The 17,455-nt window shown below is 68.0% G+C and carries 12 protein-coding genes; 3 read left to right on the top strand and 9 right to left on the bottom strand.

The annotated features are described in order from the left end of the window. Positions 1-12 precede the first annotated feature (12 nt). From HCA58_RS04970 to HCA58_RS04960, 3 genes are all read left to right on the top strand, one after another. Positions 13-654, top strand: a complete 642-nt coding sequence (locus tag HCA58_RS04970; protein WP_169596543.1) for a GNAT family N-acetyltransferase — start codon at positions 13-15, stop codon at positions 652-654. A 434-nt stretch (positions 655-1,088) separates the two neighbouring features. Continuing rightward, the gene (locus HCA58_RS04965; protein ID WP_205807532.1) at positions 1,089-1,949 is read left to right on the top strand and encodes a hypothetical protein; all 861 of its coding nucleotides are present in this window, start codon (positions 1,089-1,091) and stop codon (positions 1,947-1,949) included. A gap of 54 nt (positions 1,950-2,003) precedes the next feature. Next, positions 2,004-2,954 carry an endonuclease/exonuclease/phosphatase family protein gene (locus HCA58_RS04960; protein ID WP_169596542.1) on the top strand — a complete coding sequence of 317 codons (951 nt, stop codon included), beginning with the start codon at positions 2,004-2,006 and terminating at the stop codon, positions 2,952-2,954. Positions 2,955-3,141: 187 nt separating this feature from the next. Here the strand turns inward: HCA58_RS04960 and HCA58_RS04955 are convergent, their stop codons facing one another. From HCA58_RS04955 to HCA58_RS04915, 9 genes are all read right to left on the bottom strand, one after another. Continuing rightward, the gene (locus HCA58_RS04955) at positions 3,142-3,297 is read right to left on the bottom strand and encodes a hypothetical protein (protein ID WP_169596541.1); all 156 of its coding nucleotides are present in this window, start codon (positions 3,295-3,297) and stop codon (positions 3,142-3,144) included. Positions 3,298-3,309: 12 nt separating this feature from the next. Continuing rightward, entirely contained in the window at positions 3,310-5,511 is a 2,202-nt protein-coding gene (locus tag HCA58_RS04950; RefSeq protein ID WP_169596540.1) for a phage minor head protein, read from the bottom strand. A gap of 2 nt (positions 5,512-5,513) precedes the next feature. Beyond that, positions 5,514-5,747, bottom strand: coding sequence for a hypothetical protein (locus HCA58_RS04945; protein ID WP_169596539.1), 234 nt, complete (start codon positions 5,745-5,747; stop codon positions 5,514-5,516). Continuing rightward, positions 5,740-5,961: a hypothetical protein gene (locus HCA58_RS04940; protein ID WP_169596538.1), complete on the bottom strand. Its 222-nt coding sequence runs from the start codon at positions 5,959-5,961 to the stop codon at positions 5,740-5,742. Before HCA58_RS04940 ends, HCA58_RS04945 begins: the two co-directional genes overlap by 8 nt. Beyond that, on the bottom strand, positions 5,958-7,835 hold the full coding sequence (locus HCA58_RS04935; protein ID WP_169596537.1) for a hypothetical protein: 1,878 nt from the start codon (positions 7,833-7,835) through the stop codon (positions 5,958-5,960). Before HCA58_RS04935 ends, HCA58_RS04940 begins: the two co-directional genes overlap by 4 nt. Before the next feature lie 4 nt (positions 7,836-7,839). Continuing rightward, the gene (locus tag HCA58_RS04930; protein WP_169596536.1) at positions 7,840-8,154 is read right to left on the bottom strand and encodes a hypothetical protein; all 315 of its coding nucleotides are present in this window, start codon (positions 8,152-8,154) and stop codon (positions 7,840-7,842) included. 167 nt (positions 8,155-8,321) lie between these two features. Then, positions 8,322-11,258, bottom strand: coding sequence for a DUF499 domain-containing protein (locus tag HCA58_RS04925; RefSeq protein WP_169596535.1), 2,937 nt, complete (start codon positions 11,256-11,258; stop codon positions 8,322-8,324). Continuing rightward, positions 11,255-14,053 carry a DUF1156 domain-containing protein gene (locus tag HCA58_RS04920; RefSeq protein ID WP_169596534.1) on the bottom strand — a complete coding sequence of 933 codons (2,799 nt, stop codon included), beginning with the start codon at positions 14,051-14,053 and terminating at the stop codon, positions 11,255-11,257. Before HCA58_RS04920 ends, HCA58_RS04925 begins: the two co-directional genes overlap by 4 nt. Further along, positions 14,050-17,235 (bottom strand): helicase-related protein, encoded by a 3,186-nt coding sequence (locus HCA58_RS04915; protein ID WP_169596533.1) that lies wholly within the window; start codon positions 17,233-17,235, stop codon positions 14,050-14,052. Before HCA58_RS04915 ends, HCA58_RS04920 begins: the two co-directional genes overlap by 4 nt. Positions 17,236-17,455: the final 220 nt, after the last annotated feature.

Genomic DNA, 17,455 nt, shown 5'->3' with positions numbered 1-17,455 from the left:
CAAGGAGAAGCCGTGGCCGTCACCAACAAGAACCTGCTCATCCGCCAAGCCACCGAAGCTGACGCCGGACCACTGATCGCCATCCTCGCCGAGGCGTTCCACGAAGGATCCGTCGCCGACTGGCTCATCCCCGACCCGACCGAACGCCGCACCGTCTACTACCGCTACTTCACCGACGCCTTGCACCAGGGGCTGGAGCACGGGCAGGTCTACACCACCTCCGACCTGACGGCCGTGGCCATCTGGTACCCCCGTCTCGAACCCACTCCCACTGACACCCGGGCGCGGCTGGAGGCACTGGAACGCATCGCGGGGGCGTATGCGCCGAAGTTCGTGCTGCTGGAGGAGATGCTCGACGCCTTCCACCCCGACGACCCGCACCACTACCTCGCCTACCTCGCCGTCGAGCCGGCACAGCAGAACCGCGGCATCGGTGCCGCGTTACTCGCCGACTATCACCGCCGTCTCGACGATCTCGGCCTGCCGGCGTACCTGGAAGCCACCAACATGCGCAACCGCCGGCTTTACCTCCGCCTCGGCTACACCGCCGGCCCGACCATCGTGCTACCCACCGGCGGGCCGATCATCTGGCGGATGTGGCGCGGCGCCCCCACCAGCAGCGGCCGGACCCTGTTCCCGGTGCGGAGTCGGTGACCAGCTTCCACCTAGCGGACACACCGTGCCACGCCGGGGCAACTGTGACCGCCCCCGCCGTGACCAGGCCACCCATCCGGCCCGCGCAGGCTGCGACTTGGCCACCATTGCCGCGCTGTTCACCGATGCCGTCGCCACCACAACGGTCCGGAACTACCTGACCAGGCACGGCTACCACGCAGGCACACCGCTGCGCCTCGTCACGGCTCACCTCTTTGCCCCTACGTTCGCCGGCCGATCAGTTCCGTTCACGACGTCGGCTGACTCAGCCGCTACCTCGACACCCGGTCCCGGCGGGCTGCCTCAACGGCGCGGCAGCCCTCGGGCCACACCAACCACAGCTAGGAAGCCCCACACCCATGCTCCGCTTGACCGCACCGGCTCGCCGCGTGACCGCCGCTCTCGGCAGCGTTCTACTTACCGGTTGCCAAGCCGTGCCCGCCATTCCCGCGAACGCACCGCACTCATCGGCGCCCGGCGGGAAACCGCCCGCCGCCACGACCACCACGGCGGCGACCGCGCCCGGCCCCACCCCACAGCAACGCCTCACCACCATCGCCACCGCCATCGGCATGGTCCCTGCCGATGGCACCACCGACCTTTCCTATGAATACCTGCACCTTCAAAGGTGGACCCGCACCAGCGGCGCGATCCGCCGCGAGGATCTGCGACGCTGGCGGCATCCGGACGGCTCCGGCCGCGAAGTCTTTCGCCGCGCACCCGACGTGCGGAGCATCGACCACCAACCCAGCCCCAAAGACCGGACCCTGTTCGCGCAGGCCGCGCCCACCACGACCCGCTACCAGGGCGACCTGCACCCGTACCTACCCAAACCGTTGCCCGCCGACCCGGCCGCCCTGGCGGACCTTCTGGGACCGCCCGAGTTGGCCGCCGAATCCGCCTACCCTCGGCTGCTCACCTGGGGCGTCGTCAATCTGACCACCAGCCAATACCTCGACCATAACGAGCGGTCGACGGCCCTGCACGTCCTGGCGGCAGTGCCCGGCATCGAATATGGCGGGCAGACCCCCGACCTCGCCGGGCGGATTGGACTCGGCTTCCGGGTGGTCGCCGACGGTTCGATCACCACGCTGGTCATCGACCCGGCCACGGGCGAGCTGCTTGCCGCGCAGGAACGCGTCGCCGGACCTCGTCCGGGCCTGTTCTCGTCCGTCCTCATCCTTCAGCGGGATCACACCGACGCCGATGGCGTACCGCCCGAGCCCGCCCCGACCCCCCTCCGGTGGATGCCGTCGCCACGACTCCCTGGCCCGCCACCGTCGACGACGTGCTGACGACTGCCGCGAGCCATCGGTACACCGATCACTGACACCCACGAGGTCGCCCGAATGCGTTTCGTCACCTACAACATGCTCGACCTGACCCTCAGCCCCAACAGCATCCACGAAGCCAACCGGCAACGACGGGTCATCGACATCATCCGCAGCCTCGAACCAGACGTCATCGCCGTCCAGGAACTCAAAAGCCCACCCGCCAGCGCCGCCCGCCTCGCCGCCGAGTTGGCCGAGCGCGCCGGCCTCACCTGCACCGTCCCCACCAACGGAAGCGCCCGCACGGTCCACGCCGTGGCCGTGGGCGACAACACCGTGCACACCGCGCTGCTCTGGCGGCCCAGCCTCACCCCACTACCGCACACGTTCCGCACCTACAGCCCGGCCGTCCACCACGACGGCGGATGGCGCGGCATCGGCTACGGCTCCATGGTCCGACTCGCCTTCCACATCGACGGCCGCCCGATCACGTTCGCCTCCTACCACGCCCCCGCGTACGGCCGGCACCGCCGCATCGACCAGGCCGAAGCTGTCCTCGCCGCCGTCACCCGCCCCCACGACCTGGCCCTGATCGGTTCCGACTTCAACTCCATCGGCGCCGCCCGCACCAACGGCGCCGACTACGACCCCGACCCCTACACCGGCCGGCCCTGGTGGCCCGACCTCGTCCACCAATGCCACGAACCCACGCACCCCAGCCAACGCCACCGCGCCGACCGCCGACCCGCACAGGTCTGGGAAGCCGGCGGACTCCACGACGTCGCCGCCGCCTCCCGCAGCCCGTGGAAAGCCACCACCGGGCACTGGCCCACCTGCCCCTACAGCACCCGAGGCATCGCCCGCCGCATCGACACCATCCACGCCACCAGACCCGTCCTTCCCGCAGTCAGATCCCTCACGGTCATCGACACCCCCGTCACCCGCGCCACCAGCGACCACCTACCCGTGACCGTCGACCTCAACCCCCGCAAGCTGACCACCACCCCAGGCGACCCCGCAGAGCCATAACGAACAGCGCGAACCGCAGGAACACAAGGGATCCGACAGGGTGACCGACACACGAAGGCCCGGGACAATCACTGCCCGCAGACGGCAACGGCGCTTCCTGGATCACCTCCGACACGAGCACGGACATACCCACGAAGCCATCCGCGTGGCAGGAACGGTTGCGGAACAAGGTTCGCAGGCTCTCTGGCTACCTCCGCACCTGACGGATCGCGCCCCCGCCGCCCTTCTGGACGTCGGCGACCTCCGCCGCTGTCTTCGAGTCGTACTCGCCACCGGCACGGCCGTCCTCGTAGGACAGCACCCACACGGCGCGTCGTGCCTTACTGCCACAATTGCAGCCCACCAGCTTCCTCCCCTACTTGCCGTGCACTTCGGCGGCCAGCGCCGCCACGAGCGTCCGGCGATCCCGGCCGATCGTCGCGGCGATCCGGTCGGCGACCGCCGCGTTCGCGAGCCGCTGCCGCTCGGCGGCGAACCCGGCCGCGACCGCCCGCCGCACCGCCGCGTCCAGGACGGCCGGGGACAGCGCGGCCCCTTCGCGCCGGCCGGCGATCGGGCCAGTCGCCTTCCAGCCGGCCCAGCCGGAGGCGACCATCGCGTACGCCCGCCCGCCCGAGGACCGCCCCCGCACGACGGGGAACCCGCCGACGTTGACACACAGCGCGGCGACTAGCTGCCGGGCGCCGCCGATCCACCGCCAGTCCCCGGACAGCGGCGAGCGGCGCAGCATCTGCACCTGCTCCTCGGTAGCTTCCGGCACCAGCGATCCGGCGACCCAGGTGCCGTGCGCGTCGCGGCCGGCCCGGATCACCGCTACCTGCGTGCCGGTGTCGTCGTAGTGCGCCACCGCGCTGGCCGCGCTGGCGGCCAGGTCGGCATGCCCGGTCGCCGCCGTGATGTGCCCGACCGCGACCAGTTCTCCTTCGGCGGTCTGGATCTCCGGTCGGTGGAACCAGTCGAACCCGCCCTCCGCTGGCGGCAGGACGCACTGCCCGCCGGTCAGGAACGACAGGTGGCAGTCGTTGTCCGCGAGGTGCCCGAACACCCGCCCGTCTGCGGTCACCTGGATGGGCGTCAGCTCGGACAGGCCCGGGTCGTCGAACCATGCCCGAGGCGGGTACAGCGGCGCGACCTGCTCCGGCGTGCCGCCCGCGGTGACGGCGGCTTCCTCGTCCTCAGCTTCGTCCGAGGGCGTCTCCTCGTCGACGTCGCCGGCAGGCTCGTCGTCGACCAGGTCCAGGCGTGCCTCCATAAACGCCTGCGTGCCAAGCATGGTCACCGCCATGACCCGGCCCTTCGTCACCGTGATGTACGGCTCCTCGCCGGACTCGATGAACGCTTCCCACTCCTCGTCGCTCATGTCCGCGATGGGCATGCCGTCGCCGTCGGTGTACACAAACTCGAAGTCGTCCAGGTCCACGCTCGGGAACAGCACGCCGGCCCGCCACAGCTCCAGGGCCTCGGCCAGTTCCGGCACGGCGTCGATGAAGTCGCCCTCGCCGGCCAGCTGCGTCGCCTGCACCTCGCCGGCCGTGATCCGGCCGATCGTCACCGCGCCCTCGTGCCCGGGCGCGTCTTCCCGCGCCCACCTCAGCGGCAGCGGCAGGTCGCGGAACGACCACTCGCCGCCCTTCGCGAAGATCCGCCGGTCGCCCGACACGACGCCCAGCGGCGCCAGCGTTCCCTTCCACCTCGCCATTGCTTCGCCACCCTTCGCGGCTGCCGCCGCCGTCACCGTAATGTCCAACCCGGTAGCCCGCCGGGGCCACGGGTGCTTCGGGATCGCAGGCAGCGGCTCGTCGGCCGGCACCTCGATCATCGTGCAGCGGCAGTTCACGACCTGGCCGGGCGACGCTGCCGGGTCGCCCGGGAAACGCAGCGGCACCCCGCCGACCATGAACACGCCGTCCAGGGCGACGCGCTGCCCGTCTGCGTCCCGGTGGTCGTGCCTTGTGCGGTAGTCGTGGGTGGCCACCCACACCTTGTCCACCTTCTCGTCCAACGCCTGCGCGGACGTCAACCAGGCGGTCAGGGTGCCCGCGTTGTATGCGCCGATCGTCTCCGTCCGGGCGATCGTCACGGCCCGGTCCTCCCACGCCAGGTCCCCGAGGATCAGCTCGATGGCGTCCCGGATTCGCGGGATGCTCGCGCCCTCGCTGGTCAGCTCGGTGACCGCTGCGGTGACTTGGGTCCACGCGCTGTCCGGCACACCCTTGAGCCGGTTCGGCAACTGCGTCAGGTACTCGTCCTTCAGCTGCTCGACCCGCAGCACGTCTACATCGCCGCTCGCGTCCGCGACGCCCTCGAGGAACGTCTCGTCGACGGCGGGCACCAAGTGGACGGTCATTGCCTCGAACCACGCCTGCCCTGCCCCGGCGAGCGCGTTCGGGTCGGGCGGCAGCGCCGCCGCGGTGACCGTTGGCAGGGTCACCGTCCGGGCCGACCGTAGCCAGGCCCGCAAGGCGGCACGGGCCGCCTGCGACACGCGCTTCTCGGCAGCGATCACCCGCGCCTCGTGCGTGAGCCGCAGCGGCAGCCAACGGTCCCGGTCGGCCACGCTCACTCCTCCTGGTTGGGCGGTGTCTCGGCGAGCACCGTGATCGTGTGCCCGACGCACTGCACACCGCCGTTGGGCAGGCAGGCCGGCATCCTCGACTCGGTACGCACCAGCCGGTGCACCGTGAGCCCGTTCTCCCGCAGCTCAAGGCTCACGAAGTCCTCGTCGACGACGATGCCGACCTGCGCGAGAGCAGCGCGCAGGTCGCTCAGGGTCACGCTCTGCGGATCAGCCACCGCTCCTCCAGGTCTGCTGGTAGCGGGCCGCATCCTCCGGGTCACAAGCGTGCTCCGCGTCGCTCAGGGGCGGCTGGTCACCGTCCCACAGCTCTCCCCACCAGCCACAGGTCCGGCACTGCGACCAGCGGATGACCTGGCAGCCCTTGCCGCGTCCGGACCGCTGGCAGGCGTGCCCGTGCGCCAACACCAGATCAGAAACAAGGGCGGTCAAGCCGGCACCAACTCCCCGGCGACGGTGCGCGCCAGGTGCTCGCGCAACTCGTCGACGTCGTGCCGCCGCCCGGCGACCAGCAGCCCACTGACGTAGCCGCTGAGGGCCGCCGTCAGCTTCTCCGCGTCGACGCCAAGCCGGCCCGCCACGGCCGGGACCGCGGTGAACGCGCCCTGGAGCAGGCGGGGCACCGACGTCGGGGTGGCCTGCCGCACCGTGTGGTACTCCCAAACGGACAGGTCAGTGTGCCGGTACCGCTCACGGCCGATGACCCGTTTCCCGGCGACTTCCAGCGCCCGCAACGCCAGGGCCTCGCACGCGCCAACAAACGGTCCGGTCAACGGTTCCGCTGCGGCGGCGAGCGCCGCTTTCTCGGGCGGACCACGGCGTTCGGTATCTCCGTCGGGCGGCGGCGCCGTGGCCGGCGCGGGGGCGTCGGCGGCCGGCGGTTCGCCGGCGGGAAGTTCAGCCGGCGCGGGCGACTTCAACTCCGCCGGGTCGACCTGCACGCCCACCTGGGCGACCTCCAGCAGCCGCCGCACGAGCAGCGGCCCGGCCGCCGGCACCGTCCGAATGATCTCCAGCAGCCTGCGCAGCTCCCGCTCATCATCCGTGGGCTTGTCCTCCTCACCGAAGCCCGTCTCCCGACGCAGCGCGTCACCGGACAGCTCACCGAGTCCGTAGAGGTCTTTCGCATCGGCGCCCTTGTCCGGGCTCTGCGTCAGCTCGCTGGTGTCGTACCAGACGATCCACCGCTTCGCATCGGCGACGCCGGCCGCACCTTCGAGCGCCGGCCACAGCATCTGCTGGGTCAGCGCAGCGCACACCAACTCCAGCTTGCTCTCGACGTGGTACTTAATCGTCGCCTCGTCGGTCATCCAGGCGCCCCAATGGTTCGCCTGGGTCATCCCCAGCAGCATCTCGGGAGGGGCGTCCAGGCCGAGTGCCAGCCGCCGGATCGCGCCGTCCAGCATCGACGGCACCGCCGACGACAGCTCCGTGGCGAAGCTGAGCAGCCGGGCCTTCTCCAAGTGCTCCGCCGGCCCCTGCACAACGATCGGCACCAACGCGGCAACCGAGTCACGGTCCTTCACCGCGGTGGTCATCGCCTCGGTCAGCGTCGCCAAGAACGACGACACCCCGTCCTCCGGGTTCTCCTCCTGCTCGGGAGCGACGAAGCTCAGCTCGTTCGGCAGCAGCAGCACACCCGCACCCGCCAATCGAGAGTCGATCTGCGATTGCACGTACTGCGTCAGCCGCTCGATCAGCCGCAGCACCCGCCGGTTGGACTGCACCTGCGATGACGGCAGGGCGTGCTTGCGGGGGCTCGGCGACCAGATCCGCACGATGACCGTCTCGTCGGGCTCCAGTTCCCTGGCGCCCGCGCCCTGGTCGAGGATGTACTTCCCGGCCCGCTCAGACAGCTCATCCGTCGACGCGATGATCCACGTCTCCCGGTCGGTGGCGTTGCCGTCCTCATCGCGTTCTGGCTCACCAATTAGGTAGCACTCGCCGGGCACACCGAGTTGGACTCCGGCATCGGACAGCAGCTCAGCCTGTTTGCCTGGGCCGCCGAGAAACGTCTCGTTGACGCCGGCCGGCGCCTGGTCCGGCGTTTCGACGGGCCGCCCCTCATCATTGACCTGTGTGATGTACAGCCGGGCCCGGCCCATCGCCTTCGCGATCGTGTTCACCAGGTAGGCCAGCTCGCCGCATTCCTCGTAGTGCCGCCATGCCTCCTCCTGCCACTGCTGCTTACTGACCCTGCGCAGGCTGCCACCGGAGTCGTAGCGCATCTTCGCCGCCGAGGCGACGACCGCAGTTGCCCTGCCAACCTCGCTGTCGGTGTTGGGCTTCGTGCCCCACCAGGCCATGCGGTTACTCCTCAGGCTCGGCGCGAACTAGCAAGCCGGTTGTGTGGGACAGGGCCAGCGCGACCGTCGGCACGTCGGCCCACCACAGACCGGACCACCGAGGGACATCGGACAGCAGCCACCAGACTGCGGCACCCGCCAGGGCGGTCCACACCGACAGGCACCACCGGCAGAACAACAGGTACACCAGAGGGCTGTCCTCAGGGAGCCGGCGGACGATCGCTTCCCGTGACGAGCGGGTGATCTCGTCGGCAACAACCAACCGGGTCACCCGGGCAACGAAGAGCAGTACCACCGCGGCCTCGATCAGCTCCGTCACGGATGTGAGCATACGCATCAGCATTGCGACCGCATAGATCCGATCGAAGGGAGGGCCCCTACCATGCCTTACCCTTCGAAACCGTGACTCGCTTGACGGTCACGGCCCCTGGTTGATGCAGGCGAGCAACCCGCCTTTCACACGTCAGAACTGGTGGACATCAGCCTTTAGAAGTCGTCATCTTCAACGCGCACCTGCGCGCCGAGCGCCTGAGCCTTGCCCTCAATCTGCCCCTGCTCCCCTTCGGCGGTCACCAGGGTCAGGTTAAGGCTGAGCAGTTGATGGTCAGCGGGATTGGCGCTGTCGATGACCTTTGCTAGTTCCTTGAGTAGCTGCCATGCCTGGTCGCGCGTGTCCGCACCTGTGATGCTGCGATTGGCCAACTCGACCCTGTAACGCTTGTACACCTTCGGCCGAGAGGGCTGCGGCGGCGTGGGGTCGGGCGGTGCAGGATCGGCACGGTACTCGTCGCCTCCGAAGAGCGTGGCACCATCCCCATCTCCCCCGAGCCCATCCGGGCCGGACGCCATCGGGCGAGCAGGTTGTGCGCCCGGCTTTGGGGTGGGGCTTGGCTTCTCGATCCGACGACGCAGGGACTGACTGATCGAGTTGATTGAGATTTGTCCGGGGCCGGTGATCGACAGCGAGTTTCCATCCGCGTCGACGAGTTCCCAGCCGGTGGTCAGCAGCTCGAACAGGACGCGACGGATCTCGTCCGTGGAGGTGACCAAGGGGAACGAGGGGTTCTTGTAGAACGCCTGCACGACCTCGCGTGGCGTCAGCGCACGATCGAAGCCCTCCAGGAGCGCGGCCAGGTAGCCGGCGGACAGCGCCGCAGGCAGCGTCGCGCGCCCCGCCTCTACGAGCGCGGTCCATAGGTGCCCGCCATTGAGCGCGGTCCGGCTGTCCTCGTCGAACCGCTTGAACTCGACGTATAGATCCCCGGCACGGACCAGGTAGGCGTAGTGCTGGTAGGCGCGTTCGATGTCGCGGCGCAACTTCCCCACCGCATCGTCGTGCTTACTGCGGGCGTCCCGCAGCTCATCCTCGGTATCGTCGGTGAGCTGCTTGATCACCTCACGCCAGGCGAGAACCTCCGCGGCCCGTTTCAACGCGATATCACGCCGCTGGGTGTTCACACAGGCGACCACGCAGCTGGCGGCGTTGTCGACGCGCAGCGGTTGGTCCCCGAGCCCGAGCAGTGCAGTTATGTCGTCACGGCTGACCGAGTCCTTGCCGTTGAGCAGTGTCCATCGACGCGGGTCCAGCAGCACGAGGCGGTTCTCGGCACTGTCCACCCCCTCGAACACCTTGTCCAGCGGAGCCCGATCGTCAGCTGGCCTGTCGACAAGCACGAGTTCGTCGAAGGTGCCCTTCGACGCGAGCCGTCGCGCCTCCCGCCACACCAGCTCACCCCGGGCATCGAGTGGCACCAACGCCATCGCAGCGGTGAAGTACATCCGCAGCGTCTGCTTGATTGACAGGTGCCAGCGTGCTGGTGCATTCGTCGGCGTAGTGACCTCCAGCGCGCCGAGCCCCTCGTCGCCAGTGAGCTTGTTGAACACTTCGTCGGCAGCAGGGAAGGGCACCCCAACACCAGCCGGCCCGTAGATGGCGGCCAACAGTTCGGCCTTCGTCGCACCGCGCCGGCCTTGCGGTCTGCCGACGATCGAGTAACACAGCAGGGCGGTGGCCATCCGGACGGCTGGCGCGGGCTGCGCGACGGTCACGCCGTCATTACGGAGGGCTGCGTCGACGACGACCGCGCGGCCCGTGCCGCCGTCCGTGCTGGTGATGTCGGTACTGGCGACCGCCCGGTAGCCCTGGATGGCCCGGTCATTGCCGAGTAGCAGTCCGGACGACAGCAACTGCTCAAGGGCAACGGTAAGTGGAATGTCACCAACGCCGATAAGTAGCGGCGCCCACCGCCCGGCCTTGTGCTCGGTGACCCAATGCATCGCGGTGCGGGCGAAGATCGCGACGGTGGAACGGACTCGCTGGAATCCGGAGACCTGCGCCCACTCCTCGCGGACCAGTCGCATCAGCTCGGGATGGAACGGGTAACTGGCCGACGTTCTGTCCTCGAAGCCGGACAGGCCACGGTTGGGTCCGAGCTTTTCGAACACCTTGTCGCGCCAGGCCTGCTCGGCCGCAGCCACATACCGACGAGCCAGGTCGCGGATGGGCAGTTCGCCGTCCGGAAGCTCGAACAGCCGTCGGCGAATGATGGCGGAGAAGTCCTGCGCTTCGGTGACAGGGACAGTCTGGCCGTTACGGACCAGCCGGGCAGCCACGTAGTCGCGGAAGTCGAGCGCCTGCGGCGGGTAGCCCCGCTCATCGAGTTCGGAACGGATCATGACAACGACGAACGCCACCCGGGGCACATCATCGCAGGCGTCCATCAACGCGTTCAGGAACGCCTTCTCGCCTGGCATCGTGTCGATGTGCGCCACATCGGAGAGCGCCAGGACATAGTCCATGAGCTCATCGAGCAGGATGAGCACCGGCCGACCGCTCTCGGTCAACGCCTGCTGGAGCGTGCCCTTGTTCGGACCGGCGGCCACATGGCGCTTATAGCGATCCATGTCGCTGCCAACGAGTGCCCAGACAAACCGTTCGAACAGGTTGGTCGCCGGACCGAACACCTCGCTCGTGCTTCCTGGGCTGAAGTAGTCAGCAGTCAGCGTGACCACGGTCGCGCCCTCAAGGTCCACGGCTGCCGCCCCGTGTCCAGTCTCCTGGTACACCCGCTGACCGAGTTCGGTGGCGAAGAAGTCCGCTGGGCTGTTGGCCATGTGGTACAAACCGACCAGCGCGTGGCTCTTGCCGCCTCCCATCCCCTGGTCTAGGTGGAACAAGGCTGGAGCGTCGGCTTCGGTGCCGAGTCGGCGAGCGACGCGGGAGAAGAATCCGACGAGGTTCGGCGTGGGCTCGGTAATGTCACCGTAGTATTCGACCTTGCGGTAGGGCACATCGACGGTCTGGTAGACGGCCTTGTGCAGGCTCATCTGCAGCTCGCCAATAGACCCGTCGGAAGTGCGTACCTCCGGGCGCAGCTTGAGGAAGTCTGCCCAATGGGGAGTATGCGCGGCGGTTACGGTCACGACAATTCCTCCTCGAAGGGCAGCACCATCTGGGCTTGCGCGTCGGCCTCCTTCTCAGCGGCCACCGCGGCGTACTGGATCATCGTGCCGATGGTTCCGGCATTGCGTTGCACCGCCGTTAGTGCCTTTGCGACCGGGTCACTCGCTGGCAACTGCCGCACGATCTCGGCGACGACTGCCCACAGGTGTGCGTCGTTGGCCTGCCTGTCTGCCTTCGCCAGCACTGCGGCCACCGCCTCGGTGCCGCCCTCTTCCCACGCCTTCGCCACGACCCGGGCAATCTCGAAGGTCGATGAACGGTCGCTGAAGGAGCCTGGTGGGTCCAAGCGCAGCTTGAAACCGCTCCTGCTTTCGGTTAGCAGTGCGCCTCGCATGTCCTCCAGCCGCAGGTTGTCGGCCTGTGCGAGGAACCGGGCTTCTCCCTTCGGAACATCGGTGCGGCCGTAAAGCCGCTGCCAGAAGACGGCGAACCGAGTCGGAGCGTCGAACGTTTCCAGCGGCAACTGGTCGAGCTTGAGCGCGGTCGCGTCCCGCACGGAGCTCCGCGCCAGCGTGAGGTAGCGGTCGAGACTGGCCTGTTCCCCATTCGGAAGCAGTACGGAGCTATATCGGCCATACACCTCCATCGCCGGCCCGTATGCGGCCATGAGCTGATCGGTGAGCGCCAGCCCGTCGGCATCCCACTGCTTGACTGCAGCCTTGACCGCCGTCGCGACCTCACGATCAACCTGCGCAGCCGTAGCGACGGGCCGCTGCGAGGTCGCAACGCGGCATCCGATCGTGACCGTCACCTTGATGCTTGCAACGCCAGTATTCGATGTCTCTGTTCGGGACGGCCAAGCGCTGGTCACGACGAACCCCGCGTCATGCAGTGCGCCAAGCAAGCGGAGCCAAGCGTCCGGGTCGGAGTGACCGAAGACGACGACCAGGTGCCCGTCAGAACGAAGCACCCGTCGCGCTTCGTGGAATGCACGGGAGAGGGACCGCTCGTAGAACTCGCGGTCGTGCCGAACACCGCCGTTGAACACCCGGCGGACGATGATCTCGTCGTCCTTATTCTGAAGGTCAGGGGCGATCTCGGTGCCGATGGTTTCCGCAAACAGGTCAGGCTGGGCATCAACAAGCGCTCGGCGCAGCCAGACGTAGAAGAAGTCCGAAGCGTCGGAGTACTCGATCATGTCGTAGTAGGGCGGATCCGTGACGATCGCGTCGACTGTTCCGTCTCTGAACGGCAGCGCCATGGCGTTGGCACGCCTCAGCCGGGCTGGCCTGCCCCTCTTGCCTCGGACGTGGGCGGCCAACGGAGTCATTCCTGTCTCGGTCAGTCCGGCCCATGTACCCGGACCCTCGCCAATGCCAGCCTCGAAGAAGTCGAACTGAAAAGCTAGGCTGGCCTCGTTCGAGAAGATGTGGTCGACTTGGACCCGGTTCTGCCCGGACCCGTCGGGCTTCCCGTGCGCCCGTAACTTTGCGCCGCGAGTGGCGTGCTTAAGCATCCGCATTAGCGTTGCAGCCGCAAATGCAGCCAAAGCGTGGGCGTAGTCCGTTGAGACGCTCGAATCTAGCAACTCCTGGTGGCAGGTACGGATCTGCTGGGCCAGGGTGCCGAACAGCAGGGTCTGCCGCGAGCACATGAGGTCGCCGTAGTTGGTGTACCCATAGCCGCTGGCTTGGACTGTGTGAACGTTGCCAGGCGGGATGGCCTCGTCGGGTACAGCGGACAACTGCCCGGCCTTCGGCAGTAGCTCCGGTCGGGCCGATACAGCGGCGTCACGCTCGTCCTGCCGCAGTACCCGAAAGATCTTCTTCGTGTCGCCGTCATCGGTGGCGAAGTCGGCGGCGACCAGCGGCTCGTCGAGGTACTGCTCGGCGAAGCCCTTCGCCTTCACGGTTTCCAGTGTGTGCACGTGGTTGCAGAACGGGCAGCGGGCGCTCTTGCCTTTCTTGCCCGCCGAGGAGTACGTGGGCTGGGCGTCGGTGGGACCGGCGATCACCTCGACTCGCCACGTGTCACCGTCGAGAACGAGCCTCATCGATTGACCCTCGTCCTGCGTGCGACGGTAGGGGCGCCGGAGCACAAAGCTGCCAATGAGCGGGAACCGCCGACGGCATTGGTCGCAGGGCATGGAGACGGTCCACAGGTAGCCCCAGGGCTGCCGCCCGCTCGCATCGGCCGGGTACTGGGCGCTCAGGATGGCCCGGGTCCGCCGGCCAATCTCCTCGTGCAACAGCCGCGCGTCGGCTACAAGTCGGTCGACGCTGGAGAGATCGAACGTCGCGGGCTGGCTACTTGTGAACGGCAGGGCGGGCTCGGTAGACCAGTCACGAATCGCCCAGTCTGCGAGGAGACGTCCAGCGAGGGTGGCCACCGGACTCAGATCAGTGCCGACAGCGGTCACACCGACACGCGCCGCCTCGAGCGGGATGATGCCTCGGCCGGAAAAGATGTCGATGACTACGGGGGTACGGCCTGGGTAGTTGTCGGCAATTCGATCCGCCAGCCGATCGAACGCCTCCGAGGATCCGGTGCGTACGGCGGCCTCGACGAACTCCCGGAGTCCATCGTCGTTGGGCAGCAGAGTCGTGAGGACGGCGGCGCGTGCCTGAGCGATGGGACGGGACGCGAACCACGGGAAAATCGCCTTTTCGCTGCGACCCGAGCCAACAGGTGTACCGACGGCCGCATCAACGGTGGTGCAGGGGAACCAGTGGTCGATCAGGCGTTCGCGCATGTCGCCGGACTTATTGGGGTCGGCCGGCATGCAAGTCACCCGGTTGGCCTCGTCGATGCTCACTGTTCGCCCTTCATTAGCCGCTTCAGGTCGGTGATCTTGATCTGGAATCGTTCGATGCGTCGTGGCCCGCTCGACAGCTGCCCGGCGGGATCCTGCGCTCGAATGACGACCTTGGGGAAGGACGCGCAGTTGATGACGACGTACAGCCAGTAGTCCTGGCCGCGTTGCTGGGCTTGCGCCCACTCGTGCTGCTCGAGCCATATCGACTTGAGCGCACCCTCCAAGCCCTTGACCTCGACCAGGCGCTGCTCGCCTGTGTGCCGATGGCGGGCGAACAAGTCGTAGCCGACGCCAGCGGTCTGCCGGTCGTCGACGATGTAGTCGAGGCGCTCGAGCTCGTCAAGAACGCTCGCCACAGCGACGCGCTCGCTGTCGGGGTCGTAGCCCAGCTCGGCCGTGCGGGCGCCCGCGACGACGTGCGCCCAGCCGACGAGGCGGGGAGCGGTGCCGGTGACCTTGCCGATGTCCTCAAGCTGTCGGACGCGCTCGGCCTTCAGGGCAGCGAACTGCTCCCGCCGCTCACGCCGCACTTCGGCAGGGAGTTCATCGAGCTCGTCAAGGTACCGGTACTCGACTTGGTCGAGCTGTTCACGCGCCTTTTCCACCCACGCCGTCCGCTCGGCACGTTGCCGGTCAGCCTCCCGCACCAGCGCTGCCTGCGCTTGTGCCAACCCATCGGTACGCATGGCTGGCGTTAGCGTGCCGCCGGTGGCGGCCGGCCTAGAGGCCCGCAGAGTCATCAGCGACTCCCAGGCGACCTCGAAGGCTCCGGCACCGGAGAACCGGATGAGCAGCGGTGCCTTGCGGCGTAGCCGCCGGAGACCGTCGTGGATTTCGACCTCAGAGTCGTACAAGAGCAACGTGTAGCTGGTCAGGGCGGCAGTGTCGACCAGGTGGGTGCCACGGACCAACTCGGCTTCACCATCGCGCAGCGCAAGGTCGACAAGTTCGGCGAACGGTTCCTCGGTCGGGCCAAGAACGACGACGTCTTCCAGACCCTGTGCACCGTCGTTAATCGCCTGCCTCACTGATGCGCCGTCGGCGGCGACGAGCCGGCTGGTGGCACCGCCGAGGGCAGCCGGTAGTAGGGCTCGCGACGTGACCTCGCGGATTCCCTTCGCCGGCCCCGGTCCGAGTTGCCAGCCATGGGAGCAGGCAAGCTGGTCGAGGAAGGCATCCACGATGACCGGGTTGATGGCCTCCAGCCGGTCGGCGCGGAACCGGGCCACCGCGGCCGCTGTGTTCGCCGGCGTGTGCAGTCGGTCCTCGTCGGTTACAAGTTCACGAGCTGCGGCGAGCAGCTCTTGGGCACCGGGCATCGGAATGTGCGCGGCGACACCGGACTTCTGCGCCTCAACGAGAGCACGGCCGTAGTCGAACCCGGCGCGCGCGGCCGTCGCGTCCAGCAGGTCGAAAATCCGGCCGCCGAGCGCGTCGCCGGCACTGGCGAGGTTCTGCAGCATGACCTCTTGGACCCGGCCTTCGCGGGTGGCTGGTGACACCAGGTGATAGATGTGCACCGACCGGGTCTGACCGATTCGGTGCAGCCGGCCCATGCGCTGTTCGAGGCGGACCAGCGACCAGGGAATATCCCAGTCGATCATGACATTCGCGCTCTGCAAGTCGATGCCTTCGCCACCGGCGTCGGTGCTGACCAACACCTGAAAGTCACCGTCGAGAAAGCGCTGCTGCAGCTTGTCTCGCTCTCGATGGCCCACGGCACCTTCGAGCGTTTCGACGGTGAAGCCGACGTCGGTGAACATGCCCACCAGCCAGCGCGCGGTGTCGGCGAACTCGGTAAACACGAGCACCTGGCCGTCGCCCGGCCGGATCCCGTGGCGCTCCATCAACTCGCGCGCCCGTAGCCACTTGGTCGGCATGCCGGTGACGGTCGCCAGCCGCAGCGCCACCAGGACAGCTTCGATCCGTTCGAGTTCCTTGCCCTTCGCCTTGCTGCGGGCGGTGACCACCGCGTCCTCGGCGCGCTGCCACGCCTCGTCGTCGGCGACCTCAAGCTGCAGATCGAGCCCGTCGCCGACGAATTCCTCCGGTACCGGCGCGTCGGAACGGGCGCTCGCCGGACCGCGCAGGGCTTCCTCGCGGCGGCGGATGGTCGCTGCGGCCGCCACCACAGATGACGCGGCCCGCTTCCCGTAGATCGACCGCGCCAGGGTGGCGTTCTCGCCGTAGAAGTTGTCGACGTAGTCCATGACAGCGGTGTAGGCCGTCTCCTCCGCGCCGGTTAGGTCGATCGGGACGGTCTCGGCGTACCGCGGCGGAAACAGCGGGCGCCCCTCCAGGTCCTTCAGCTCCTCCTTCATCCGGCGTAGGAATGACAGCGTGCTCGGTCGCAGCGCCGTTTCGTACTCGGTCTGCCGGGGATCCCATGGGTAGAGGGTGGGGTCGAGGAGGTTGAGCAGTCCACGAAAGAAGTGCTCCTTGCCCCGATGCGGCGTGGCGGTAAGCAGCAACAGGTGGTGGGTGCGTGCCGCCAGTTCCCGGGCCGCCGTCAGGTACTGCGACGTAGGAGTCAGCCTGTGTGCCTCGTCGAAGACCGCGAGCGACCAGGAGGCACGAAAGCCCGCAACCTTGCGCCGCACGTCACGGTTGTAGGTATAGAGATCGATCGATACAACCCATACGCTAACGCGCGGGTCGAGATCCTTGGGGTCGCGGGCAAGCTCCGGGGTCAGCCGATCGGCCTCGATAGCGAAGTACCGACGCAGGTCCCGCCGCCACTTCTCCACCAGGTGAGCCGGGACGACGATGACCGTGCGGCCGGGAATCAACCCGCGCCGCGTCCCCTCGGCGATATACATGCCGGCCATGATGGTCTTGCCAGTTCCCGGCTCATCAGCCAGCAGGAAGCGCAGGCGCGGCTGGGCGAGCATGTGGGTGAAGACAGCCTCATCCTGATGCGCATACGGTCGCAGCGGCCTGGTAGCCAGCACTGCGGAACGGATACGCGGCACCGCATACTGCATCCAGCGGCCCCACAGGCCGGTCAACGCACGCTCCGCGTCTCCACCAGCATCATTGACCGGCACAAGAGCTCGACGCAGGTCGTCGGCATCGAACGACGCCTCAGCTAGGCTGCCATCACCGCGACGGAAGACGAGATCGGCCCCGGACAGGTTCGGCGTCGCCGCCAGCAACGTGACAAGCTGGCCATCGACGGTCAACTGGGTGCCAGGTTCAGGTATAGCGCTCACGTGCACACCCCGCCACTGGCCTCCCGTCATCACGTGCGGCGCGGTCTGGCCGGCTACGCCCGCAGCACCTGAATGGCGGCCGTCAGCGTGCGCTCGCCGACTGGCAGATACTCCCGTTTCCGCCGAAATCCGCACCGCCCACCGTGGTCTACGTCCATGTTGGATGTCAACCGCGATGAGCCGCGGGCAT

Source organism: Micromonospora sp. HNM0581, assembly GCF_012726175.1.
GTDB lineage: Bacteria > Actinomycetota > Actinomycetes > Mycobacteriales > Micromonosporaceae > Micromonospora.
The sequence above is the reverse complement of the archived record's forward strand: the minus strand, read 5'-3'. Positions and strand labels throughout refer to the sequence as shown.